Source organism: Streptomyces lydicus (genome assembly GCF_001729485.1).
Taxonomy (GTDB): Bacteria; Actinomycetota; Actinomycetes; order Streptomycetales; family Streptomycetaceae; genus Streptomyces; species Streptomyces lydicus_D.
Genome location: NZ_CP017157.1, coordinates 2,869,425 through 2,894,017 on the forward strand (window position 1 = coordinate 2,869,425; position 24,593 = coordinate 2,894,017).

Consider the following 24,593-nt stretch of genomic DNA (forward strand, 5'->3'; position numbering starts at 1 on the left):
GTGTCGTTCGGTATCCGGAGTCTGCGGGGCGGGGTTACGGGGCGGCCTGCGCGGGCCAGTTCCGCAGCAGCGCGTCGAGGGAGTCCAGGATGCGTTCCCAGGTCTCCTGCGAGTCGGGCGCACTGTGACTGAACCCGCCCGCCGACTCCAGGCTGACGTAGCCGTGGAAGACGCTGCCCAGCAACCGGACCGCGTGCGTCTGGTCCGGCTCCGACAGGTCGTAGCCGCGCAGGATCGCCCGCGTCATCTGCGCGTGCCGGCCCCCGGCGCTGGCGGCGGCCTCTTCCGGGGTGAGTCGCAGCTGGGCCGCGGCGTAGCGGCCGGGGTGCTCCCGTGCGTAGTCGCGGTAGACGTTCGCCAGGGCCGTCAGGGCGTCCTTGCCGGCCCGGCCGGCCAGCGCGGCGGCGCCCCGGTCGGCGAGCTCCTCCAGCGCCAGCAGCGCGATCCTGACCTTGAGGTCATGGGAGTTCTTCACGTGCGAGTACAGACTCGCGACCTTGACCTCGAACCGCCGGGCGAGCGCCGAGACGGTCACCTGGTCGAAGCCCGCCTCGTCGGCCAGCTCCGCTCCCGCCCGGACCAGACGCTCCGTGGTCAGCCCTACGCGCACCATAACGTTCCTCCCATTCAGCGAAAGAGATTATGCAGCTACCTAATAGCTTTAGGCAAATGGGCAACGCTTTTAGCGTTTGGCGTTGGCTGGGCCGCCGGGAGGTCGCCGTGGGAGCCGCGGGCACGGGCGAGTAGCGTCGGGGCGCCGCCGCACGCGCGACGCCGTCGCCCGCGCACCGCGGGCACCGCGCGGTCGGTCGTCCGGGCGGCGCTTGATCGGCTGACTCGGACGCGTTGACGTCCTACGGGGGACACGATGGAACTGGCCCAGATCCGCCTGCTCGTCACGGACTTCCGTGACTGTTACCGCTTCTACCGCGACGTGCTCGGCCTCGCCCCGCAGTTCCCGGCCGAGGACGGCCCGTACGCCAAGTTCACCTGCGACGAGGGGTCAGCGGGCCTCGCCCTGCAGGACCGCGGGCAGATGGCCCGCGTCCTCGGGGAGCTGGCCGCGCCGCCGGCCGGCTACCGCTCCCTCGTCGTCCTGCGGGTCGACGACCTCGACGGCCACTGCGCGCGGATCACCGCACGGGGCGCCGTCCTCGCCCACGGTCCGGCCCCGATGACGGACCGGATGCGGGTCGCCCACCTCCGGGACCCGGAGGGCAACCTCGTCGAGCTCCAGGAGTGGCTGGCGCCGCGCCCGGCGGACTGAGGCGCCCCGTACGGCTCCGCGGCCGCCCTCAGCCCACGACGTCCAGCACCGGCCGCAACCCGTCCGGGCGGAGGTCCACCGGCAGGTGGTCGACCGGCAGGAACGCGCACCCCAGGGCGGTGGCCCCGCCGTCCGCCCGGCGGTCGTCGCCCACCATCAGCACGGCGGACGGCGGGAGCCCCAACTCCCGGCAGGCGAGGGCGAAGAGTCGCGGGTCCGGCTTCTGGACCCCGTGCTCGTAGGAGAGCACACAGCTGTCCAGGTGGCGGTCGAGCCCGTGCGCGCGCAGCACCGGCCGCAGGTCCCAGCCGATATTGCTGAGCACGCCGATCCGGAGGCCGCGCCGGTGCAGCTCCGCCAGCACCTCGGCGGCGTCCGGGTACGGGTGCCATGCCTCCGCCGTCATGTGGCGGTCGTAGAGGACGTCGTACAACTCCGGTCGAGGAAGGGGCACTTGGCGGGCCAGGCCGGTGTACACCGCGCGGTGGTGACGGGCGTCGCGGTCGCGGATCTCCCACCGCGCGGCCAGCTCGGCGGGCAGCTGTGCGGGGGAGGTGCCGCCGGGGAGGGCGCCGGCCCGGTCCAGCTCGGCCGCCCGCAGGGCGATCTCGGCCTCGGCCATCTCCGTACCGGTCGCGGTCAGCGCCGCCCGCAGCCAGGACTCCGGGGACTCGATGCGCAGCAGGGTCCCGGAGAAGTCGAAGAGCACACCCTTGATCGTGGTCATACGGCCGGTCGTGGTCATACGCCCATCATGCGCCGCGGCCGTGCGCCGAAACGCTCCGCTGCGGCCACCGGCGCGCGCGGACGGCGTACGCCCCGGCCGACCCGGCCACCACGGCACCGCCCAGCAGCCACCCGCCGAGGACGTCCGACGGCCAGTGCACCCCCAGATACACCCGGGTGCAGCCGACCCCGAGGACGGACAGCGCGACCAGCACCCGGGCCGTCCACCGCCACCTCGGCTGCGCCCCGTGCAGCCGCAGCAGCCACAGCAGCAGGGCGCCCGCCACCAGCGCCGACATCGCATGGCCCGAGGGGAACGCCGCGTAGTGCGCCGAGTCCACCGGATCCGGCCAGACCGGGCGCGCCCGGCCGACCAGCGCCTTCACCAGCTGCTGGAGAGCCGTACCGGCCAGCGCGGTGACCCCCACCCAGACCGCCAGCAGCGGCGCACCACGCCGTACCAGCAGCCCGATCGCGACCGCGAGCAGTGCGCGCATCGCCCAGGGGTCCCACACCCAGTCGCTGAGCACCCGGCTCACCCGGGTCCAGCCCGGCGAGGCGACGGCCGTCCGGTGCAACGCGCCGCTGACGGCCGCGTCCAGTGACATCAGTGGGCCCCAGCGCAGGGCGACCAGGGCGAGCAGCAGCAGGAAGAGGGCCGCGCAGGGAAGAGAGCGGCGGACGCCGTGCGACATGAGGCGACCCTACGTCAGTGCGTCCCGCCGCCGGCCGGCCACGCGCCCGGCCGGGCCGCGGTACGGGGAGGCGAGCCCGTGGGCCGGCGCGGACCCTGCCCCGCCCGTCACCGCCCCAGCCCCAGCCCCGAAATGACCGGTGCAGGAGGCCACTTGGACAGGAAAAACGCAACTTCGACAGGGCCCACGGAGGCGGCTACCTTCATCTGGTCCTCGGTGATCGCCCACGGTCGCGCAGGAGTTCCTTCGGGCTGAGCCACCGGCGACGGGATGAGTCGGTCACGCCCCACGAACCCTCGCCCCACGAATCCTCGCCCCACGCCCGAGCCACCGGACCGGGTCCACACCAGGCACCCCCCCAAACCAGGGAGAGACGCATGCCCCGTCTTGCGCTGTACACATTCGGCGTCCTGAAGTCACCTCTCGCCGATCCCGCACCTCTCACGAACGAGTTCTACGACCGCGGCGCGGCCATCTACCGGAAGATCAGCCGGCACCCCGGATACCTCGCTCATGCCGAAGCGGCAGACGGTGTCCGGGGCCTGCTCTTCGGGGCGGACTGGGGTGCCTGGGGAGAGTTCGTCGTACCGACCTGGTACGACAAGGGCCGTACGGTGGAAACCACCGCCCTGGCCGCGACGCTCTCGCTCTGGACCGACCTGCGCTCCGCCGTCGACGCCGTCTACACCGGTCTGCACCGTGAGGCGCTGAACAGGCGTTACGACTGGTTCGAGAGGTCAGCACACCCGAACTACGTGTTCTGGTGGGTCGCCGACGGCGTGATACCGACCTGGCAGGACGGGGTTTCCCGGCTGGAACACCTCCACGACCACGGCTCCGCACCGCACGCCTTCACCTTCCACCACTCCTTCACCCCGGAGGGCACTCCGACCAGGAGCAAAGACATCGGGCCGAAGAGCGACCAGGTTCGCTGACAACGAAGCCTGAACGACTGGGGGCGCCGTCACCCGCCTCGATTGCCTGACGGCGAACAGATGCGTCTGCGACCAGCGGCGGGACGCCGGCTACGTCAGCGCGGTCAGACCGGGGATGAACGTCACCAGCAGCGGAACCGCGGGGACCAGCGCCGCGATCGCGGTCATCCGCAGCCGGCGGCCGGCGGTGAAGCGCGGCGCGGGGGCGAGCAGGCGGTCCACGCGCGCGGGGACCTCGGCGAGCTGCGGCGGGCAGGGGCCGAACACCCCGCGGTCCTCGTTGAGTTCGATCAGTGCCAGGGCGATCGCCAACCGGCCGAAACGGCGCGAGGCGGCGTCGTCGGCGGCCAGTTCGACCAGCCGGTGCACCTGGTCGCGGAAGGCGGCGAAGACGCGGATCTGCGGATGGCCGGAGGCCAGCGCCGAGGAGCAGTAGAGCAACAGGTCGTGCCGGGCCCGCGCGTGGCCCTGTTCATGGGCGATCAGCGCATCCAGCTGACGATCCTTCAGTCGCCGCAACGCGGCAGTGGTGATGACCAGTTGGGCCGCGGAACGCTGCAGCCACCACGCCTCCGGGCGCTCGCTCTCCAGCACCACCAGCCGCTCCCCGGCGGGCTCCTCGCCGGGCATCAGCGGGGCCCGGCGCAGCAGGTCGGCCCGGCACTGCCGGCGGCGCGCCCGGGCCGCGCGTACCTCGCGGGTCAGCGCGACGGCCGTCCAGGCGCCGCCACCCGCGAGGAGGAGGGCCAGCACGCCGGCCCACGGCCCGTAGGCATTGAGCGCATACGCCTCGACGACCACACGGGGCGCGAAGCCGAACACCGGGCTGCGGACGGCCTCCCAGGCGGCGGCCGCGCTCAGCGACATCGCGAGGACGCAGCACAACAGGACGCCGGCGACCACGCACTGCCACACCCAGAGGGCGAGCACCGGCTCGCGGTCGGGCCAGTCCGAACGGGCCATCAGCCGCGGCGCCATCGACGCGGCCAGCACGCCGAGAATCATCAGCGCGATCGGGACCATCATGCCGTTACCTTATGAGCGGGCGGCTACTCCTTGGTACGGGCCCGCATCGGAAGTGACGCACGCCACCCCGGTGACACGTGTGAACAAGCCAAGGCGCGTGATCATGACCGCGGGCACGGCTGGGGGAGTCCCGGGCGGGCCGGGGTGCGGCCCCGGAGCGGTACGGGTACCGCCCGGGGCCGGCCCTGGGGGCTTTCGTCGCAGCTCACACGGCCAGCAGCATCGCCAACATGCCGATACCCATTGCCACGCGGCACGCGCGCAGTACGCCGGCCGGCCCCTCGGGCGGTGCCGGCCCGGCCACCGCCGTGGCCGTCCCCGGCACCAGCCGGACCCCCGCGCCGATGACGTACACCGTGTAATAGGCGAGCAGCAGTCCCGTCAGCAGCGGCAGGCCGCCCGGGGCGGAGTGCACCACGGAACCCATCGCCCCCGCTTGGCCGATCTGATCCCACTGGTGCACCTGGCCCAGCTGGCTCGCCTGCTCCACGTGGCCCGTCCCGCCCATGTGACGCAGGTGATCCATGGCCCCCGACGGGCCGACCATCGCGAGCGCCATGTACACCATCGCCCCCGCCCCCACCGCGTGGTGCAGATGCCGTCGCACCAGTGCCCACAGGCCCGCCGCCCCGAAGGCCGCGGTGAACAGCCAGGGCCACCACGCCGGCGGGGCCACCGCGGAGGCCGGCAGCGCCATGGCCGCCATCCCCAGCGCCATCAGCCCCTCGCCGCGCGTCCCCGCCCGTTGCCCGGACGGCGCGCTGCGCGCCAGCACCAGGCAGTACACACCGGCGCCCGTACACAGCAGCACCAGCAGCCAGCCGACCAACGGCGGTCCGTGCACGAAGCGCCTCCCCCTGGAGCCGGTTGTCCGTATGCATGGGTCCCCGGTGCCTCTACGCCGAGGTCCTTGGCACCCGTACGCGTCGGCGTCTTGATTCCCGGCCGGCTCCCGTCACACGGGAGCGCACGGACGCATGGAGGGAGCGCGAGGCATGCGCCGGGGTCAGGACGTGGACCCGCCGTGGGCCCTGCCGGGGCTGGCCGGTGGGTTCCGCCGTGAGCCCTGCCGGGGTTCGCCGGTGGGTCCAGCCGTGGTGCGGCGGTGCCGTCCCGCCTCCCGGCCCATGGCGAATGGCGAAGCGACTCCGCCCCCCCCCAATCGGGGCGCGGCGTCTCCGTGCTGCTGCCCCTATTCCCTCGCTGCGGCAATGTCTATGCGCTGATGAGGAAGGGTGCGTGCCGGGTGCGGAACCCCTCTCTGACGTAGGGGGGAGCAGGGGTCGATAGGGGTGTGGGAAGGGGGGACCCCTCGCCTAGTGTTGACGACGAGTGGTGCATGTGCGGTATGGGATTTTCGGGGGGCACCGCTCTTGAGCCATCCCCTCGATATCCCTTCGTGTGCTGTGAGGGCCTGCGAAGAGCGAGGGTTGGGAATCATGTCGATTGTCCCCGGTGGCGTCACTGAAAACGGTCCGATTTCCGAGGGGGCAATCGCCGTCGTCGGATTGGCGTGCCGACTTCCCCAGGCACCGGACCCGCAGGCTTTCTGGCAGTTGCTCAAGGAAGGCCGTAGCGCGGTCGGCGAGGCTCCCCACGACCGGTGGGACGCGGAGACTTTGACGGGCCCGGCCCGGCACGGTGCCTTTCTCGACCGGGTCGACGGGTTCGACGCCGCATTCTTCGGCATCTCCCCGCGCGAAGCCGCGATGATGGACCCGCAGCAGCGACTGGTGCTCGAACTCGCCTGGGAAGCCCTTGAGGACGCGGGAATTCTTCCGGAGAGTCTGCGCGGCACGCGTACCGGAGTGTTCTTCGGCGCGATGTGGGACGATTACGCAACTCTGCTGCACCGGCGCGGACTTTCCGCCGTCACCCAGCATTCCGTGACCGGCCTGCACCGCAGCATCATCGCCAACCGTGTCTCCTACGCGCTCGGGCTGCGCGGCCCCAGCCTTACCGTCGACACCGCCCAGTCGTCCGGCCTCACCGCTGTACACCTGGCGTGCGAAAGCCTGCGCAGCGGTGCCAGCGAAATCGCCCTCGCGGGCGGTGTGAACCTCAATATCGTCCCGGAAAGCGCCTTTGGCGCGGAGCAGTTCGGTGGCCTTTCCCCCGACGGCCGCTGCTTTACTTTCGACGAGCGGGCGAACGGATATGTCCGCGGTGAGGGCGGCGGCGCCGTCCTGCTCAAGCCACTCGTCCGGGCCCTTGCGGACGGCGACCCGGTCTATTGCGTCATCCGCGGCAGCGCCATGAACAACGACGGCGCCACCGACGGTCTCACCGTGCCGAATCCGCAGGCCCAGCAGGAGGTGCTGCGGCTCGCCTATGAGGCGGCCGGCGTCGACCCGGCGCAGGTGCAGTACGTCGAACTCCACGGCACCGGTACCAAGGTGGGTGACCCCGTCGAAGCCTCCGCGCTCGGCGCGGTGCTGGGCACCGCCGACGGCCGGGGGCGGCCCCTCACCGTCGGCTCCGCGAAGACCAACGTCGGTCACCTGGAGGGCGCCGCCGGCATCGTCGGGCTGCTGAAGGTCGCCCTGTCGCTGCGGAACGGACAGCTCCCGGCCAGCCTCAACTACGAGCGGCCCAACCCCCGCATTGCCCTGGACGAGTGGAACCTCCGGGTCCAGCGGTCCCTGACGGAGTGGCCCGCCGCCGCTGCCGGCGCGCCGCCGCTGGCCGGCGTCAGCTCGTTCGGCATGGGGGGCACCAACTGCCATGTCGTGGTGGAAGGGGCACCTGAAGGCGTGCCGGCCGGCGACGAGGGCGAGCCGGGCAGCCCTGCCGCTGCCGAGGCCGCCGGGCCGCTGCCGTGGGTGCTGTCGGGGACCGACACCGCCGCGTTGCGGGCCCAGGCGGAGCGGCTGCGCGCGTTCGTGGCCGCCCGGCCGGAGACGCCCCCCGCGGACGTGGCGTTGACGCTGGCCACCTCCCGTACCGCCTTCGCGCACCGGGCAGTGGTGCTCGGCCAGGACACGGACGCCCTGCTGAACGGACTCACTGCGCTGTCCGAGGGCCAGGCGTCGCCCGGTGTTGTTGTGGGGGGCGTTTCGGGTGGTTCCGGGCGTGTGGGGTTTTTGTTTTCTGGTCAGGGTTCGCAGCGGGTGGGGATGGGGCGCGTTCTTTACGGGGCGTTTCCGGTTTTTGCTGCGGTGTTGGATGAGGTGTGTGGGGCTTTTGATGGTGTGTTGGGTGGGTCGCTGCGTGAGGTGATGTTTGCGGAGGGGGTGGGTGCTGAGGGGGTTTTGGAGCGTACGGAGTTTGCTCAGCCGGCGTTGTTTGCGGTTGAGGTGGCGTTGTTTCGGTTGGTGGAGTCGTGGGGGGTGCGGGCTGATTTTGTTGCGGGTCATTCGGTGGGGGAGTTGGCGGCTGCGTATGTGGCGGGTGTGTGGTCGTTGGCTGATGCGGTGCGGGTGGTGGCTGCGCGGGGTCGGTTGATGCAGGCGTTGCCTGGTGGTGGGGCGATGGTGTCGTTGGTGGCGTCGGAGGGTGAGGTGGCGCCGCTGGTGGCTGGTCGTGTGGGTGAGGTGGGTGTGGCGGCGGTGAATGGGCCGTCGTCGGTGGTGGTTTCCGGTGCTGAGGGTGCGGTGGGGGAGATTGCTGCGCATTTTGAGGCGTTGGGGCGTCGGGTGCGTCGTTTGCGGGTGAGTCATGCGTTTCATTCGCCGTTGATGGATCCGATGTTGGAGGAGTTCGGTGGGGTGGTGCGGTCGGTGGAGTTTTCGCGGCCGCGGTTGGGGATGGTGGCTGGTGAGGGGGTGTGTGATCCGGAGTTTTGGGTGCGGCATGTGCGGGATGCGGTGCGGTTCGCGGATCAGATTTCCTGGCTGGAGAACGCCGGTGTCTCGACGTTTGTGGAAGTGGGTCCGGGCGGCGTACTGACCGCCATGACACGGGACTGCGTCACCCGACCTGACGCACTCCTCGTGCCGATGCTGCGTAAGGGGTTTGCCGAGGACCGGGCAGCGGCAAAGGCACTGGCCGAATTGCATGTCCGAGGCGTGCGGGTGAACTGGGAATCCTTCCTCGAAGGAAACGGGCGCCGTGGTCGCCGTACGGCCCTGCCGACCTACGCATTCCAGCGCAAGCGCCACTGGCTGCCGGACCTTGAGAAGTCCGCAGAAAACGAGAAGTCCGCAGAAAGTGAGAAGTCTGCGGGCACCGAGAAGTCTGCGGGCACTGAGAAGTCTGCGGAAACCGTGAAGGCCAGGGAAACCGAAGAGGCTCCGTCCGCAGACGAGCGGCAGGAACCGGGGCTCGGCGAGCGGATCGCCGCGGGACCGCGCACGGATGCCGAGCGCCTGCTCCGCGAGACCGTCCGCGTCCAGGTCGCCATCGTCCTGGGCCATGACAGCGCCGACACCGTGCACATGGAGAGCCGGTTCAAGGAACTCGGGTGTGACTCCCTGATGGCCGTGGAGCTCTGCAGCCGACTCGGCGACGCCACGGGACGGCGCCTCCCCGCGAGCCTCACTTTCGACCACCCGACCCCGAATGCCGTGGTCAGCCACCTGCTGGCGGAAATGCGCCACGACCAGGACACCCGGCCGGTAGCGGAGACCGCACCCGGGACCGCGGTCGTGCCGCAGTCGGACGTCGGTCCCGATGCCGATCCGGCCGAGGACGACCCGATCGTCATCGTGTCGATGGCCTGCCGTTTCCCGGGAGGAGTGTCGTCGCCGGAGGACCTGTGGCGGCTCGTTGCGGAGGGCGGGGACGCGATCTCGGTGTTCCCGGCAGACCGTGGCTGGGACGTCGAGACGCTGTACGACGCGGACCCGGAGCGCTCAGGCACCTCGTATGTACGCGAGGGCGGTTTCCTGCACGAGGCGGCGGAGTTCGATCCGGCGTTCTTCGGGATTTCGCCGCGTGAGGCGTTGGCGATGGATCCGCAGCAGCGGTTGCTGCTGGAGACGTCGTGGGAGGCGTTCGAGCGGGCCGGCATCGTGCCACGGTCCCTGCGCGGCTCCAGGACCGGGGTCTTCGTGGGCGCGACCGCCCAGGAGTACGGCCCCAGGCTGCACGAGGCGGCCGACGGAGCCGAGGGCTACGCGCTGACGGGCACGACCCCGAGCGTGCTGTCGGGTCGGTTGTCGTACACGTTCGGGCTGGAGGGCCCGGCGGTGACGGTGGACACCGCGTGCTCGTCGTCGCTGGTCGCCCTGCACCTGGCGGTGCGGGCGCTCCGGCAGGGCGAGTGCACGCTCGCGCTGGCGAGCGGCGCGACGGTGATGTCCCACCCGGGGATGTTCGTCGAGTTCAGTCGTCAGCGGGGGTTGGCGGCGGATGGGCGGTGCAAGGCGTTCGCGGCCGGTGCGGATGGCACCGGCTGGGCTGAGGGCGTCGGTGTGCTGGTGCTGGAGCGGTTGTCGGACGCGCGCCGTAACGGTCATGAGGTCCTGGCGGTGGTGCCGGGTACGGCGGTGAACCAGGACGGTGCGAGCAACGGTCTCACCGCGCCGAACGGTCCTTCGCAGCAGCGGGTGATCCGGCAGGCGCTGGCCGACGCCCGTCTGTCGCCGGCCGAGGTGGATGTGGTGGAGGCGCACGGTACGGGGACCCGGCTGGGTGATCCGATCGAGGCGCAGGCGTTGTTGGCGACGTATGGCCAGGGTCGGGCGGAGGAGCGTCCGCTGTGGTTGGGGTCGTTGAAGTCGAATGTGGGGCATACGCAGGCGGCTGCGGGTGTCGGGGGCGTCATCAAGATGGTGATGGCGTTGCGGAATGGTGTGTTGCCGCGGACGTTGCATGTGGATGCGCCGTCGCCGCATGTGGAGTGGTCGGCGGGTGCGGTGGAGTTGTTGACGGAGGCGCGGGAGTGGCCTTCGGAGGCGGGTCGGGTGCGGCGTGCCGGTGTGTCGTCGTTCGGTGTGAGCGGGACGAATGCGCACGCGATCATCGAGCAGGCACCGGTCGATGAGGCGTCGGCTGCTGTGGCTCCGAGGTCGGGGGAGTCGGGGACTTTCGGGTCGGTTGTGGTGCCGTGGGTGGTTTCGGGTCGTGGTGTGGGTGCGTTGCGGGCGCAGGCGGGGCGGTTGCGGTCCTTCGTCGAGGCGCGTCCGGAGCTGAATCCGGCTGAGGTGGGGCGGTCGTTGGCGGTGTCGCGGTCGGCCTTTGAGCGGCGCGCGGTGGTGCTGGGGACCGACCGGTCTGGCCTGTTGGAGGGGCTGGGTGCGCTGAGTGCGGGTCGTGAGTCGGTTGGTGTGGTGGAGGGTTCGGTCGGTGAGGTGGGCCGGACGGTGGTGGTTTTCCCTGGTCAGGGTTCGCAGTGGGTGGGGATGGGCGCGGAGTTGATTGCGTCGTCGCCGGTGTTTGCGGAGTGGATGCGGCGGTGTGCGGGGGCGCTGGGGCCGTTCGTTGACTGGGATCTGCTGGAGGTTGTTTCCGGGGGGCGCGGGTTGGACCGGGTGGATGTGGTGCAGCCGGTGTCGTGGGCGGTGATGGTGTCGCTTGCGGAGTTGTGGCGTTCGGTGGGTGTCGTGCCGGATGCGGTGGTGGGGCACTCGCAGGGGGAGATTGCTGCTGCGGTGGTGGCGGGTGGTCTGTCGTTGGAGGACGGGGCGCGGGTGGTGGCGCTGCGGTCGCAGGTCATCGCCCGTGAACTCGCCGGCCGGGGCGGCATGGCGTCGATCGCCCTGCCTGAGGCCGAGGTGCGTCAACGCATCGACCAGATAGCCGCGTTGGGTGTTGCGGCGGTCAATGGTCCGTCGTCGACCGTGGTGTCCGGGGACGCCGATGCGGTTGAGGTGTTCGTGGCGGCTTGTGAGGCCGAGGGGGTTCGGGCGCGTCGTATTGCGGTGGATTACGCCTCGCATTCGGCGCATGTGGAGTCCATCGAGCAGGAGTTGCTGACTGCTCTGGAGGATGTGCGGCCGCGGGTGGGGAGCGTTCCCTTCTACTCGACGGTGGAGAACCGGTTCCTTGAGACCGGGGCTCTGGACGCCGGTTACTGGTATCGGAACCTGCGGCATCAGGTGCAGTTCGAGGCGGGCATTCGGGCGCTGGCCGCGGAGGGTTTCACCACGTTCGTGGAGTCCAGTGCGCATCCGGTGCTGACCGTCGGCATTCAGGAGACGCTCGACGATGCGGACACCGAGGCCGTCGTTGCGGGATCACTGCGCCGTGAGGAGGGTGGTCTGGAGCGTTTTCTGACCTCGGCTGCCGAGTTGTATGTCACCGGTGTGCCCGTGGACTGGACGCCGTTCCTTGCGGCCGAGGACGCCCGGCGCGTTGACCTGCCCACCTACGCCTTCCAGCGAGAGCGCTTCTGGCTGGAAGCCCCCGTTCCTGTCGCAGGCGAGGCGACTGCTGTGGACTCCCGATTCTGGGCGGCAGTTGAGGCCGGGGACTGGGAGTCGCTGCGGGGCGAGCTGGCCCTGGAGGGGGATGCGCCGTTGAGCTCGGTGCTGCCTGCGTTGGCGTCCTGGCGTCGTGAGCAGCAGCGGACCTCCGCGGTGGACTCCTGGCGTTATCGGGTGGTGTGGAAGCCGGTGGCGGTTGAGGGTTTGGCGCCGGTGGTGGCGGGTCGGTGGTTGGTGGTGGTGCCGGCCGGGTTTGAGGGTGACGGCGCGGTGGTGGGTGTGGTTGCTGCGTTGGAGGAGCGTGGCGTTGAGGTGCGGCAGGTGGTGGTTGAGGGCGTTGGGGCTGGTCGGGATGGGGTTGCCGATCAGTTGCGTGGTGTCGGTGATGTGACGGGTGTGGTGTCGCTGTTGGCGTTTGCGGGTGGTGGTGCGGTGTCGGCGGTGGTGTTGGTGCAGGCGTTGGGTGTGGTGGGTGTTGAGGCTCCGTTGTGGGTGGTGACGCGGGGTGCGGTGGGTGTTGGTGGTTCGGATTGTGTGTTGAGTGCGGTGCAGTCGCAGGTGTGGGGTGTGGGCCGGGTTGCTGCTTTGGAGTTGCCGGAGCGGTGGGGCGGTTTGGTGGATGTGCCGGGGGTGTGGGACGGCCGTGTGGGGGAGCGGTTGTGTGGTGTGTTGGGTGGTGCGTTGGGGGTTGAGGATCAGGTTGCGTTGCGGTCCTCGGGTGTGTTGGTGCGTCGGGTGGTGCGTGCCGGTGGTGGCGTTGCCGGTCGGGGTTCGGGTGGGGTTTCGGGTGGGGTTTCCGGTGGGGGGTGGTGTCCGCGGGGGACGGTGTTGGTGACGGGTGGTACGGGGGCGTTGGGTCGTCGGGTGGCGTTGTGGGCTGCGCGGCGGGGTGCTGAGCGGGTGGTGTTGGTCAGCCGCAGTGGTGCGGGTGCTTCGGGTGTGGGGTTGGTTGAGGCTGAGTTTGCTGGGTTGGGTGTGGGGTTGGAGGTTGTTGCGTGTGATGTGGCGGATCGTGATGCGGTAGCGGGGTTGTTGGGGTCGCTGCCGGGGTTGTCGGCGGTGGTGCATGCGGCGGGTGTGTTGGATGACGGTGTGTTGGAGGGGTTGTCGCCGGAGCGGGTGGCGGGTGTGTTGCGGGCGAAGGCGGATGCCGCGGTCGTCCTGGATGAACTGACCCGCGAGCTCGCTCCTGACCTCGACGCCTTCGTCCTCTTCTCCTCCGTCGTCGGCACTCTGGGACGGGCTGGTCAGGCCAACTTCGCGGCTGCCAATGCTTTCTTGGACGCGTTGGCCCAGCAGCGTCGCGACGCCGGTCTGCCCGCCACCTCGGTGGCCTGGGGGCCGTGGAACGCGGGCGGCGTCGCCGGCGGTGCGGTCGGTGAGGAGCTGCGCAGGCGTGGCCTTCCCGCCCTCGACGCCGATCTGGCGCTGGGTGCGATGGCGCAGGCCGTCGGGTCCGGTGAGGCGGCCGTGATGGTGGCGGACGTGGACTGGGAGCGCTTTGTCCCGTCCTTCACCGCGGCCCGGCCCAGTCCCCTCCTCGCCGACCTGCCCGAGGTACGTACGTCCGCGGCGACGTCCGCGGCCGACGGGAGTGGGGAGGGCGAGGACACGGCTTCGTCGCTGGCGCAGCGAATGGCGGGCCGGTCGGCGGCCGAGGCGGAGCACCTGCTGCTGGACCTCGTTCGTACCCAGGCCGCGGCCGTGCTGGGGCATGCGTCGGTGGACGCGATCGGGGAGAAGCACGCATTCAAGGACCTCGGTTTCGATTCGCTGACGGCGGTCGAACTCCGCAATCGCCTCAAGACCGCCACCGGCCTTCGGCTGGCACCGACCCTGGTCTTCAACTACCCGACGCCCAAGGCACTGGCTCGCCACCTGTACGGCGAGATCGCCGGTGCGGAGGTGTCACAGCCGGTGAGCGCGGCGGTTGCCCCGGTTGCCGCCCTGCCTGCCGTCGAGGACGACCCGATCGTCATCGTGTCGATGGCCTGCCGTTTCCCGGGGGGAGTGGCGTCGCCGGAGGACTTGTGGCGGCTCGTTGCGGAGGGCGGGGACGCGATCTCGGTGTTCCCGGCGGACCGTGGCTGGGACGTGGAATCGCTGTACGACGCGGACCCGGACCACGCGGGCACGTCGTACGTGCGCGAGGGTGGCTTTCTGTACGGCGCGGCGGAGTTCGATCCGGCGTTCTTCGGGATTTCGCCGCGTGAGGCGTTGGCGATGGATCCGCAGCAGCGGTTGCTGCTGGAGACGTCGTGGGAGGCGTTCGAGCGGGCCGGCATCAATCCGGACCGTCTGCGCGGCAGCCGAGCCGGTGTCTTCATGGGCGTGGTGTCGCAGGACGACTACGGGCCGCGGATGAGTGAGGCCCCGGAGGAGTTCGAGGGCTACCTGCTCACCGGCACCGCCGCGAGTGTCGTCTCGGGTCGGTTGTCGTACACGTTCGGGCTGGAGGGTCCGGCGGTGACGGTGGACACCGCGTGCTCGTCGTCGCTGGTGGCGCTGCACCTGGCGGCGCAGTCCCTGCGGCAGGGCGAGTGCTCGGTGGCGCTCGCCGGTGGTGCGACCGTCATGTCCACGCCGGGGACCTTTGTCGAGTTCAGTCGTCAGCGGGGGTTGGCGGCGGATGGCCGGTGCAAGGCGTTCGCGGCCGGTGCGGATGGCACCGGCTGGGGCGAGGGCGTCGGTGTGCTGGTGCTGGAGCGTTTGTCGGACGCGCGGCGTAACGGTCATGACGTTCTGGCGGTGGTGCGGGGTACGGCGGTGAATCAGGACGGTGCGAGCAACGGCCTGACGGCCCCCAACGGCCCGTCCCAGGAGCGCGTCATCCGCCAGGCGCTGGCGCAGGGCCGTCTCACCCCGGACCAGGTGGATGTGGTGGAGGCGCACGGTACGGGGACGCGGTTGGGTGATCCGATCGAGGCGCAGGCGTTGTTGGCGACGTATGGGCAGGGGCGGGTGGAGGAGCGTCCGTTGTGGTTGGGGTCGTTGAAGTCGAATGTGGGGCATACGCAGGCTGCTGCGGGTGTCGGGGGCGTCATCAAGATGGTGATGGCGTTGCGGAATGGTGTGTTGCCGCGGACGTTGCATGTGGATGCGCCGTCGCCGCATGTGGAGTGGTCGGCGGGTGCGGTTGAGTTGTTGACGGAGGCGCGGGAGTGGCCTTCGGAGGCGGGTCGGGTGCGGCGTGCCGGTGTGTCGTCGTTCGGTGTGAGCGGGACGAATGCGCACGCCATCATCGAGCAGGCACCGATCGACGACGCCTCGATCGACGACGTCCGGGACGGCGACGCGCCGCTCGACGAGGCGCCGGACGGCCAAGCATCGGTCGTGGAAGCCGCACGGCCGGAGCGGCCGGGGGAGCCGGTTGGCGTAGCGGAGCCGGACCAGCTGCGGGGGGCTGGGGAGCATGAGGCTTCCGCCCCGGCGGTCCTGCCGTGGCTGATCGCCGGACGCAGTGCCGGAGCAATGCGGGCCCAGGCGGAGCGGCTGCGCTCCCACCTTGCGGCGCGGCCGGAGCTGGAGCCGGTGGATGTGGCGTTCACCCTCGCGACGACCCGGGCCGCCATGGATCACCGTGCGGTGGTCCTCGCCGCGGAGAGGTCGAGCCTGCTCGATTCCCTGACGGCAATTGCCCAGGGCGAAACACCTGCCGGTGTTGTTGCGGGTGGTGTTTCGGGTGGTTCCGGGCGTGTGGGGTTTTTGTTTTCCGGTCAGGGTTCGCAGCGGGTGGGGATGGGGCGCGTTCTTTACGGGGCGTTTCCGGTTTTTGCTGCGGTGTTGGATGAGGTGTGTGGGGCTTTTGATGGTGTGTTGGGTGGGTCGCTGCGTGAGGTGATGTTTGCGGAGGGGGTGGGTGCTGAGGGGGTTTTGGAGCGTACGGAGTTTGCTCAGCCGGCGTTGTTTGCGGTTGAGGTGGCGTTGTTTCGGTTGGTGGAGTCGTGGGGGGTGCGGGCTGATTTTGTTGCCGGTCATTCGGTGGGGGAGTTGGCGGCTGCGTATGTGGCGGGTGTGTGGTCGTTGGCTGATGCGGTGCGGGTGGTGGCTGCGCGGGGTCGGTTGATGCAGGCGTTGCCTGGTGGTGGGGCGATGGTGTCGTTGGTGGCGTCGGAGGGTGAGGTGGCGCCGCTGGTGGCTGGTCGTGTGGGTGAGGTGGGTGTGGCGGCGGTCAATGGGCCGTCGTCGGTGGTGGTCTCCGGTGCTGAGGGTGCGGTGGCGGAGATCGCTGCGCATTTTGAGGCGCTGGGGCGTCGGGTGCGTCGTTTGCGGGTGAGTCATGCCTTTCATTCGCCGTTGATGGACCCGATGTTGGAGGAGTTCGGTCGGGTGGTGCGGTCGGTGGAGTTTTCTCGGCCGCGGTTGGGGATGGTGGCTGGTGAGGGGGTGTGTGATCCGGAGTTTTGGGTGCGGCATGTGCGGGATGCGGTGCGGTTCGCGGATCAGATTTCCTGGCTGGAGAACGCCGGTGTCTCGACCTTTGTGGAAATGGGGCCGGGCGGCGTACTGACCGCCATGACACAGGACTGCGTCACCCGACCCGACGCACTCCTCGTGCCCGTGCTCCAGAAGAACCTGCCGGAGGATCACGCAATTCTCCAGGCGCTGGCGGAATTGCACGTCGGCGGTGTCGCGGTTGATTGGGACGCATTCTTCGCCGAGCGCGGCGGCCGGCGGGTAGAGCTGCCCACCTACGCCTTCCAGCGGCAGCACTACTGGCTTGACGGCGCTTCCGGCCGACGCGAGCGCGAGCGGGACCGGGCCGCCCACCGGGACCAGGGCCGGACGCTCCCGTCACCTGCGGACTCCTGGCGTTATCGGGTGGTGTGGAAGCCGGTGGCGGTTGAGGGTTTGGCGCCGGTGGTGGCGGGTCCGTGGTTGGTGGTGGTGCCGGCCGGGTTTGAGGGTGACGGCGCGGTGGTGGGTGTGGTTGCTGCGTTGGAGGAGCGTGGCGTTGAGGTGCGGCGGGTGGTGGTTGAGGGCGTTGGGGCTGGTCGGGATGAGGTTGCCGATCAGTTGCGTGGGGTGGTTGCCGATGACGTGAGTGAGGCGGCTGACGACCCAGGTGCGTGTGTGGGTGTGGTGTCGCTGTTGGCGCTTGCGGGTGGTGGTGCGGTGTCGGCGGTGGTGTTGGTGCAGGCGTTGGGTGTGGTGGGTGTTGAGGCTCCGTTGTGGGTGGTGACGCGGGGTGCGGTGGGTGTTGGTGGTTCGGATTGTGTGTTGAGTGCGGTGCAGTCGCAGGTGTGGGGTGTGGGCCGGGTTGCTGCTTTGGAGTTGCCGGAGCGGTGGGGCGGTTTGGTGGATGTGCCGGGGGTGTGGGACGGCCGTGTGGGGGAGCGGTTGTGTGGTGTGTTGGGTGGTGCGTTGGGGGTTGAGGATCAGGTTGCGTTGCGGTCCTCGGGTGTGTTGGTGCGTCGGGTGGTGCGTGCCGGTGGTGGCGTTTCCGGTCGGGGTTCCGGTGCGGTTTCCGGTGGGGGGTGGTGTCCGCGGGGGACGGTGTTGGTGACGGGTGGTACGGGGGCGTTGGGTCGTCGGGTGGCGTTGTGGGCTGCGCGGCGGGGTGCTGAGCGGGTGGTGTTGGTCAGCCGCAGTGGTGCGGGTGCTTCGGGTGTGGGGTTGGTTGAGGCTGAGTTTGCTGGGTTGGGTGTGGGGTTGGAGGTTGTTGCGTGTGATGTGGCGGATCGTGATGCGGTAGCCGCGCTGTTGGGTTCGCTGCCGGGGTTGTCGGCGGTGGTGCATGCGGCGGGTGTGTTGGATGACGGTGTGTTGGAGGGGTTGTCGCCGGAGCGGGTGGCGGGTGTGTTGCGGGCGAAGGCGGATGCCGCGGTCGTCCTGGACGAATTGACCCGCGAGCTGGCCCCTGACCTCGACGCCTTCGTCCTCTTCTCCTCCGCGGCCGGTGTACTCGGCAACGAGGGCCAGGCCAACTACAGCGCCGCCAACGCCTTCTTGGACGCGTTGGCCCAGCAGCGCCGCGACGCCGGCCTGCCCGCCACCTCGATTGCCTGGGGCGCCTGGGCCCACTCAGGGATGGCGATGGATGACGCCGCCTCGCAGCAGTTGCACCGCACCGGCTTCCTGGAGATGGACCCCGAGCAGGCACTTGCTGAGATGGCACAGGCCGTCGGGCGCGACGAGGCCGCCCTGATGGTGGCCGACGTGGACTGGCAGCGCTTCGCCCCGGCCTTCACCGCGGCCCGGCCCAGTCCCCTCCTCGCCGACCTGCCCGAGGTCCGGGAGATATCCGCCGCCTCTGCCGCTCTCCCGGGCGCGAGTGAGGCGACGGAGCCACGGCACGACGCCGGCTCCCTTGCGGAGCGACTCGCCGGACTGCCGCGCGCCGAACAGCGGGAACACCTGCTGCAGGTCGTCCGCACGCAGGCGGCGACGGTGCTCGGTCACGCCGGGCCGCAGGCGGTCGACCCCGGCCGGGCCTTCAAGGACCTGGGCTGCGACTCGCTGGGCGCCGTACGGCTGCGCAATCGACTGAACGCGGCAACCGGGCTGCGACTGCCCACGAGCGTGGTCTACGACTACCCGACCGCAGGCGATCTCACCGGCTACCTCCTGGGCGTGTGCGTCGGCGCGGAGGCGGAAGCGGAGGGTGACGCGCCCACCGCGGACGGGATCACGGCGGGCGCGGTCGGTGCCACCGCCCCGGCAGCCGACGAGCCGATCGCGATCGTCTCGATGAGCTGCCGCTTCCCCGGCGGCGTGGGCTCACCGGAGGATCTGTGGGAGCTGCTGGCCGCCGGTAGCGACGGGCTGTCGGCCTTCCCCGCTGAACGCGGCTGGGACCTCGACGCCCTCTACGACCCGGACCCGGACCGGTCCGGCACCTCCTACGTCAGGGAGGGCGGATTCCTCGCCGACGTGGACCGCTTCGACGCCGCCTTCTTCGGCATCAACCCGCGTGAGGCGTTGGCGATGGACCCGCAGCAGCGGTTGCTGCTGGAGACCTCGTGGGAGGCGTTCGAGCGGGCCGGCATCGACCCGCAGTCGCTCCGCGGCTCCAAGACGGGCGTCTTCGTGGGCAGCAACGGGCAGGACTACGCCACCCTGCTGCGGCAGGATCCGGGCGCGGTGGAGGGATACCTCGGCACCGGCATCGCCGCGAGTGTCGCCTCGGGCCGGGTGTCGTACACGTTCGGGCTGGAGGGCCCGGCGGTGACGGTGGACACCGCGTGCTCGTCGTCGCTGGTGGCGCTGCACCTGGCGGCGCAGTCCCTGCGGCAGGGCGAGTGCACCCTGGCCCTGGCGGGTGGCGTCACGGTGATGACGACCCCGGAAGTCTTCGTCGAGTTCAGTCGTCAGCGGGGGCTTGCGGCGGATGGCCGGTGCAAGGCGTTCGCGGCCGGTGCGGATGGCACCGGGTGGGGCGAGGGTGTCGGTGTGCTGGTGCTGGAGCGTTTGTCGGACGCGCGCCGCAACGGTCATGAGGTCCTGGCGGTGGTGCGGGGCACGGCGGTGAACCAGGACGGTGCGAGCAACGGCCTGACGGCCCCCAACGGCCCCTCGCAGCAGCGGGTGATCCGGCAGGCGCTGGCGCAGGCCCGTCTCACCCCGGACCAGGTCGATGCGGTGGAGGCGCACGGCACCGGTACGACGTTGGGCGATCCGATCGAGGCGCAGGCGCTGCTGGCGACGTACGGCCAGGGCCGGGCGGAGGACCGCCCGCTGTGGCTCGGCTCGGTGAAGTCCAACATCGGCCACACGCAGGCGGCGGCCGGCGCGGCCGGCGTCATCAAGATGGTGATGGCGTTGCGGAACGGTGTCTTGCCGCGGACGTTGCATGTGGATGCGCCGTCGCCGCATGTGGAGTGGTCGGCGGGCGCTGTGGAGTTGTTGACGGAGGCGCGGGAGTGGCCTTCGGAGGCGGGTTGGGTGCGGCGTGCCGGTGTGTCGTCGTTCGGTGTCAGCGGGACGAATGCGCACGCGATCATCGAGCAGGCACCGGTCGATGAGGCGTCGGCTGCTGTGGCCCCGAGGCCGGGCGAGCCGGGGGTTTCCGGGTCGGTTGTGGTGCCGTGGGTGGTTTCGGGTCGTGGTGCGGGGGCGTTGCGGGCGCAGGCGGAGCGGTTGCGGTCGTTCGTCGAGGCGCGACCGGAGCTGAATCCGGCCGACGTGGGGCTCTCGCTCGCGATGCGCGCCGCGATGGAGAACCGTGCGGTGGTCCTCACCGCGGACTCGTCGAGCCCGTTGGGGGCGCTGAGTGCGCTGAGTGCGGGTCGTGAGTCGGTTGGTGTGGTGGAGGGTTCGGTTCGTGAGCTGGGCCGGACGGTTCTGGTTTTTCCTGGTCAGGGTTCGCAGTGGGTGGGGATGGGCGCGGAGTTGATTGCGTCGTCGCCGGTGTTTGCGGAGTGGATGCGGCGGTGTGCGGGGGCGCTGGGGCCGTTTGTGGACTGGGATCTGCTGGAGGTTGTTTCCGGGGGTCGTGAGCTGGGCCGGGTGGATGTGGTGCAGCCGGTGTCGTGGGCGGTGATGGTGTCGCTTGCGGAGTTGTGGCGTTCGGTGGGTGTGGTGCCGGATGCGGTTTTGGGTCATTCGCAGGGGGAGATTGCTGCTGCGGTGGTGGCGGGTGGTCTGTCGTTGGAGGACGGGGCGCGGGTGGTGGCGCTGCGGTCGCAGGTCATCGCGCGCGAGCTCGCCGGCCGGGGCGGCATGGCGTCGATCGCGCTTGCTGAGGTGGAGGTGCGGGCGCGACTGAAGACGCAGTCGGGTCTGGGTGTCGCTGCTGTCAACGGGCCTCGTTCCACGGTGATTTCGGGTGATGCGGAGGCGGTCGAGTCCTTCGTTTCCTCTTGCGAAACGGAAGGGATTCGGGCGCGACGTATTGCGGTGGATTACGCCTCGCATTCGGCGCATGTGGAGGCCATCGAGCGGGAGCTGCTGAAGGTTCTGGAGGAGGTACGGCCGCAGCCCGGGAGCGTCCCCTTCTACTCGACGGTGGAGAACCGGTTCCTTGAGACCGAGGGTCTGGATGCCGCGTACTGGTATCGGAATCTGCGGCATCAGGTGCAGTTCGAGGCGGGTATTCGGGCGCTGGCCGTGGACGGTTTCACCACCTTCGTGGAGTCCAGTGCGCATCCGGTGCTGACCGTTGGGGTCCAGGAGACGCTCGATGACACGGACACCGAGGCCGTCGTCACAGGCTCGCTTCGCCGCGACGAAGGTGGTCTGGAGCGTTTCTTGACCTCGGCTGCCGAGTTGTATGTCACCGGTGTGCCCGTGGACTGGACGCCGTTCCTTGCGGGGGAGGACGCCCGGCGCGTTGACCTGCCGACCTACGCCTTCCAAGGCCGTCGTTACTGGCCGGGGACCGTGCCCGCGAAGTCGGCTGATGCCCTGTCCTTCGGCCTCGGGGCAACGAGTCATCCGTTGTTGGGGGCGGCGGTTGAGGTTGCTGGGTCGGACGAGGTGTTGTTCACGGGGCGGTTGTCGCTGCAGTCGCATCCGTGGTTGGCGGATCATGCGGTGGCCGGGACGGTGTTGTTGCCGGGTACGGCGTTCGTGGAGCTGGCGGTGCGTGCCGGTGACGAGGTGGGTTGCGGGCAGGTCGAGGAGCTGGCGCTGGAGGCTCCGTTGATCGTGCCGGAGCGTGGTGGTGTCTCCCTGCAGCTCGGTCTGGGCGCTGCCGACGACTCCGGACGCCGCACGCTGACCCTGCACTCCCGAGCTGCGGAGGACGGCGACGGCCCCTGGACGCGGCACGCCACCGGCACCATGGCTCCCGCAGGGTCCTCGGACAGGGGCGAGGCCCCGGACACCGCTGACTCCGCGCGCCCCGAGGCCGCCACCATCCCCGACCAGACCGACCAGACCGACCAGACCGACCTGACCGACCTGACCGACCAGACCGACCTGACCGACCAGACCGACCTGACCGTCTGGCCTCCCGCCGAAGCCGTCTCCGTACCCGTGGACGACGCCTACGAACGGTTGGCCGCGCTCGGTGTCGACTACGGTCCGGCATTCCACGGGCTGCGTGCGGTCTGGCGGCGCGGCGACGAGCTGTTCGCCGAGGTCCAGCTGCCCGAGACGGTGGCGGCGGACGCGGCGGCCTTTGACCTGCACCCCGCCCTCCTGGACGCCGCTCTGCAGCCGCTCGGCCTCGGCACTCTCTTCCCGGACCCCGACCCCGGGCGCAGCCGACGGCCGTTCGTGTGGAGTGGTGTACGACTCCACGCCACGGGCGCCGATGCGCTGCGCGTACGCGTGGTCAGGACGGGGGAGGAGGCCGTGTCCTTCGCCGTCGCCGATGCCAAGGGGGAGACGGTTGCTTCGGTCGACTCCCTGACGTTCCGTCAAGTAACTGCCGAGAGGCCGACTTCCGCGGTGGGTGCGCACCACGACTCGCTCTTCCGGTACGAGTGGGTCCCGGTCGCCGTACCTCGCGACGCCGGTAGCCCCGCGCCGGGCGTCGGGCGCTGGGTCGTCCTGAGTACAGGACCGGACGGGTATGCGGATCCAGCGGCACTCGGTGAGGTGCTCGGCGCCGGCGACGACGTACCTGAGCTGGTCTTCGCCCCCATGGCGAGGGTCGGGATCGAGGAAGTGGCGGGACTCCAGGGGACAGACGGACTCCAGGAGGCAGACGGGCTCCAGGAGACGAACGGGCTCCAGGAGACGGACGGGAAGGTCGCCGAGGCGGCTCGTGCCGCTGCGCACCGTGCGTTGGAACTGGTGCAGGCGTGGCTGGCCGACGAGCGGTCCGAGGCGTCCCGGCTGGTGATCGTTGCCCGGCAGGATCTGGTCGGGGCTCCGGTATGGGGGCTCGTACGGTCGGCGCAGGTGGAGAATCCGGGGCGGTTCGTCCTGCTGGATCCGGACGGTGCACACGGCGAAGAGCGGCCGGCGGCAGCAGCGCCGTCTCCGTGGGAGGCGCTGGCGGCGGCGGTAGCCACCGGTGAACCGCAGCTCAGGCTGCGCGCCGGTGAGGTCACCGCGGCCCGTCTGGTCCGCGCGGCAGCACCTCCTGCCGGCACCCGGGCCGGCGCCATCGCGGCCACCGCCTCCGAAGCCACTGCCGACGCCACCGCCACCACGGACGGCACCTCGCAAGCCACCACGGACGGCACCTTGGCAGCCGCCACGGGCGTCACTCCGGACGGGACCTCCGCAGCCGTACGTGCCGCGTTCGACCCGAACGGAACGGTCCTGGTCACCGGCGCGTCCGGCGGGCTCGCCCGGCTGCTCGCCCGTCATCTGGTGGTCGAACGCGGTGTCCGGCACCTGCTGCTGGTCAGCCGGCGCGGTCCGGCCGCGGACGGTATGCCGGCGCTGGCGGCCGAGCTGACCGAACTGGCGAGGGCGGCCGAGCCGGCTCGCGCGACGGGGCCGGCCGGGGACGTCCCCTCGGATCCCTCGGTCGACGTCGTGGCCTGCGACGTCGCCGACCGGGCGCAGCTCGCTGCGGTGCTGGCAGCCGTCCCCGCGGACCGGCCGCTCACCGCCGTCGTACACACCGCGGCCGAGCTCGACGACGGGGTCGTCCACGCGCTGAGCCCCGAGCGGATCGACCGGGTGCTGCGGCCGAAGGTCGACGGCGCGCTGAATCTGCACGCCCTCACCGCTCACCTCGACCTGTCCGCCTTCGTGCTCTTCTCCTCACTCTCCGGGACCCTCGGCGGCGCCGGGCTGGCCAACTACTCGGCGGCCAATGCCTTCTTGGACGCGCTGGCCCGGCACCGCCGTGAACGCGGCTTGCCCGCCGTCTCGCTGGCGTGGGGCCTGTGGGAGCAGCGCAGCGGCATGGCCGGACGGCTCAGCGACGTCGATCTGGCGCGGATGTCCCGCGCCGGCGCCGCACCCATGCCGGCCGAGGAAGGGCTGGCGCTCTTCGACGCCGCTACGGAGTACGGAGCGGCGCACGGGGAACCGGTCGTCGTGCCGGCCCGCCTGGACACCGCCGAGCTGCGGTCCCAGGCCGCGGCCGGAGTGCTGCCCCCGCTCTTCCGGAGCGTCGTGCGTACGGTGCCGGTGCGCCGGTCCCTCGCGGCGTCCGGCGCGCAAGGGACCGGGGGAGCAGACGGCGCTGCCGGGTCCGAGGAACCGGGCAGCGCCCTGGCCGCACGGCTGGCTGGTGCGGCCCGGTCGGAACAGGACCGTCTGCTGCTCGAACTGGTACGGGAGCAGGCCGCGTCGGTCCTGGGACACTCCTCCACCGACGAGGTCCAGGGGAACCGCGCTTTCAAGGACCTCGGCCTCGACTCGCTGACCGCCGTCGAGCTACGCAACCGGCTCAAGCGCGCGACCGGCCTGCGACTGGCCCCGACCCTGGTCTTCGACTATCCGACGCCCGTCGCGCTCGCGCAGCGACTGCGCACCGAGCTGGTACCGGACGGTTCGGAGAACGAACCCGCTGTCCTCGCGGACCTGGAGCGGCTCGAAGCGGCGTTGTCGGAGGTCGCTTCCGACGACTCCGTACGCGACAAGGTCGCGGCGCGGCTGCAAGCCCTGCTCTGGCGCTGGGAGGACAGCCGTGGCGCCGGGAACGAGCAGCAAAGCACGGAAGAAGAAAAGCAGGAGTTCGCCCCCAGCTCGGACGAGGAAATGTTCGCGCTGATCGACGAAGAGTTCGGAGACCTCTGACGACCGCCGGGAACATCCGGCCTTTCCCCAAGCCCTGGAAGCCTGG

General features: G+C 70.6%; 8 protein-coding genes. 3 read left to right on the plus strand and 5 right to left on the minus strand.

Annotation, left to right across the window (positions count from 1 at the left end):
- Positions 1-34: 34 nt before the first annotated feature.
- A complete protein-coding gene (locus SL103_RS12450) occupies positions 35-613 on the minus strand; it encodes a TetR/AcrR family transcriptional regulator (RefSeq protein WP_069568915.1) in 579 nt (192 codons plus the stop codon).
- Positions 614-868: 255 nt separating this feature from the next.
- Here SL103_RS12450 and SL103_RS12455 point away from each other — a divergent pair, with 255 nt between their 5' ends.
- On the plus strand, positions 869-1,267 hold the full coding sequence (locus tag SL103_RS12455; RefSeq protein WP_069568916.1) for a VOC family protein: 399 nt from the start codon (positions 869-871) through the stop codon (positions 1,265-1,267).
- Positions 1,268-1,295: 28 nt separating this feature from the next.
- Here the strand turns inward: SL103_RS12455 and SL103_RS12460 are convergent, their stop codons facing one another.
- Both SL103_RS12460 and SL103_RS12465 read right to left on the minus strand, forming a co-directional pair.
- Positions 1,296-2,012 (minus strand): HAD family hydrolase, encoded by a 717-nt coding sequence (locus SL103_RS12460; RefSeq protein ID WP_244303892.1) that lies wholly within the window; start codon positions 2,010-2,012, stop codon positions 1,296-1,298.
- A gap of 7 nt (positions 2,013-2,019) precedes the next feature.
- The gene (locus SL103_RS12465) at positions 2,020-2,688 is read right to left on the minus strand and encodes a phosphatase PAP2 family protein (protein ID WP_069568917.1); all 669 of its coding nucleotides are present in this window, start codon (positions 2,686-2,688) and stop codon (positions 2,020-2,022) included.
- Positions 2,689-3,065: 377 nt separating this feature from the next.
- Between SL103_RS12465 and SL103_RS12470 the strand changes: the two genes are divergently transcribed.
- Complete coding sequence (locus tag SL103_RS12470) at positions 3,066-3,623, plus strand: DUF3291 domain-containing protein (protein ID WP_069568918.1); 558 nt, start codon at positions 3,066-3,068, stop codon at positions 3,621-3,623.
- Between the two features lie 90 nt (positions 3,624-3,713).
- On the opposite strand, the gene SL103_RS12475 is transcribed toward SL103_RS12470, so the two are convergent.
- Both SL103_RS12475 and SL103_RS12480 read right to left on the minus strand, forming a co-directional pair.
- Positions 3,714-4,649, minus strand: a complete 936-nt coding sequence (locus SL103_RS12475; RefSeq protein ID WP_069568919.1) for a M56 family metallopeptidase — start codon at positions 4,647-4,649, stop codon at positions 3,714-3,716.
- A gap of 205 nt (positions 4,650-4,854) precedes the next feature.
- Complete coding sequence (locus tag SL103_RS12480) at positions 4,855-5,493, minus strand: DUF5134 domain-containing protein (protein ID WP_069568920.1); 639 nt, start codon at positions 5,491-5,493, stop codon at positions 4,855-4,857.
- A 595-nt stretch (positions 5,494-6,088) separates the two neighbouring features.
- Between SL103_RS12480 and SL103_RS39215 the strand changes: the two genes are divergently transcribed.
- A complete protein-coding gene (locus SL103_RS39215; protein WP_069568921.1) occupies positions 6,089-24,547 on the plus strand; it encodes a type I polyketide synthase in 18,459 nt (6,152 codons plus the stop codon).
- The last annotated feature ends 46 nt before the right edge of the window (positions 24,548-24,593 follow it).

What these genes read in the sequence shown, in the direction of transcription:
- SL103_RS12450 (WP_069568915.1), bottom strand. Translation starts at nt 613, where the DNA reads ATGGTGCGCGTAGGGCTGACCACGGAGCGTCTGGTCCGGGCGGGAGCG.
- SL103_RS12455 (WP_069568916.1), top strand. Translation starts at nt 869, where the DNA reads ATGGAACTGGCCCAGATCCGCCTGCTCGTCACGGACTTCCGTGACTGT.
- SL103_RS12460 (WP_244303892.1), bottom strand. Translation starts at nt 2,012, where the DNA reads ATGACCACGACCGGCCGTATGACCACGATCAAGGGTGTGCTCTTCGAC.
- SL103_RS12465 (WP_069568917.1), bottom strand. Translation starts at nt 2,688, where the DNA reads ATGTCGCACGGCGTCCGCCGCTCTCTTCCCTGCGCGGCCCTCTTCCTG.
- SL103_RS12470 (WP_069568918.1), top strand. Translation starts at nt 3,066, where the DNA reads ATGCCCCGTCTTGCGCTGTACACATTCGGCGTCCTGAAGTCACCTCTC.
- SL103_RS12475 (WP_069568919.1), bottom strand. Translation starts at nt 4,649, where the DNA reads ATGATGGTCCCGATCGCGCTGATGATTCTCGGCGTGCTGGCCGCGTCG.
- SL103_RS39215 (WP_069568921.1), top strand. Translation starts at nt 6,089, where the DNA reads ATGTCGATTGTCCCCGGTGGCGTCACTGAAAACGGTCCGATTTCCGAG.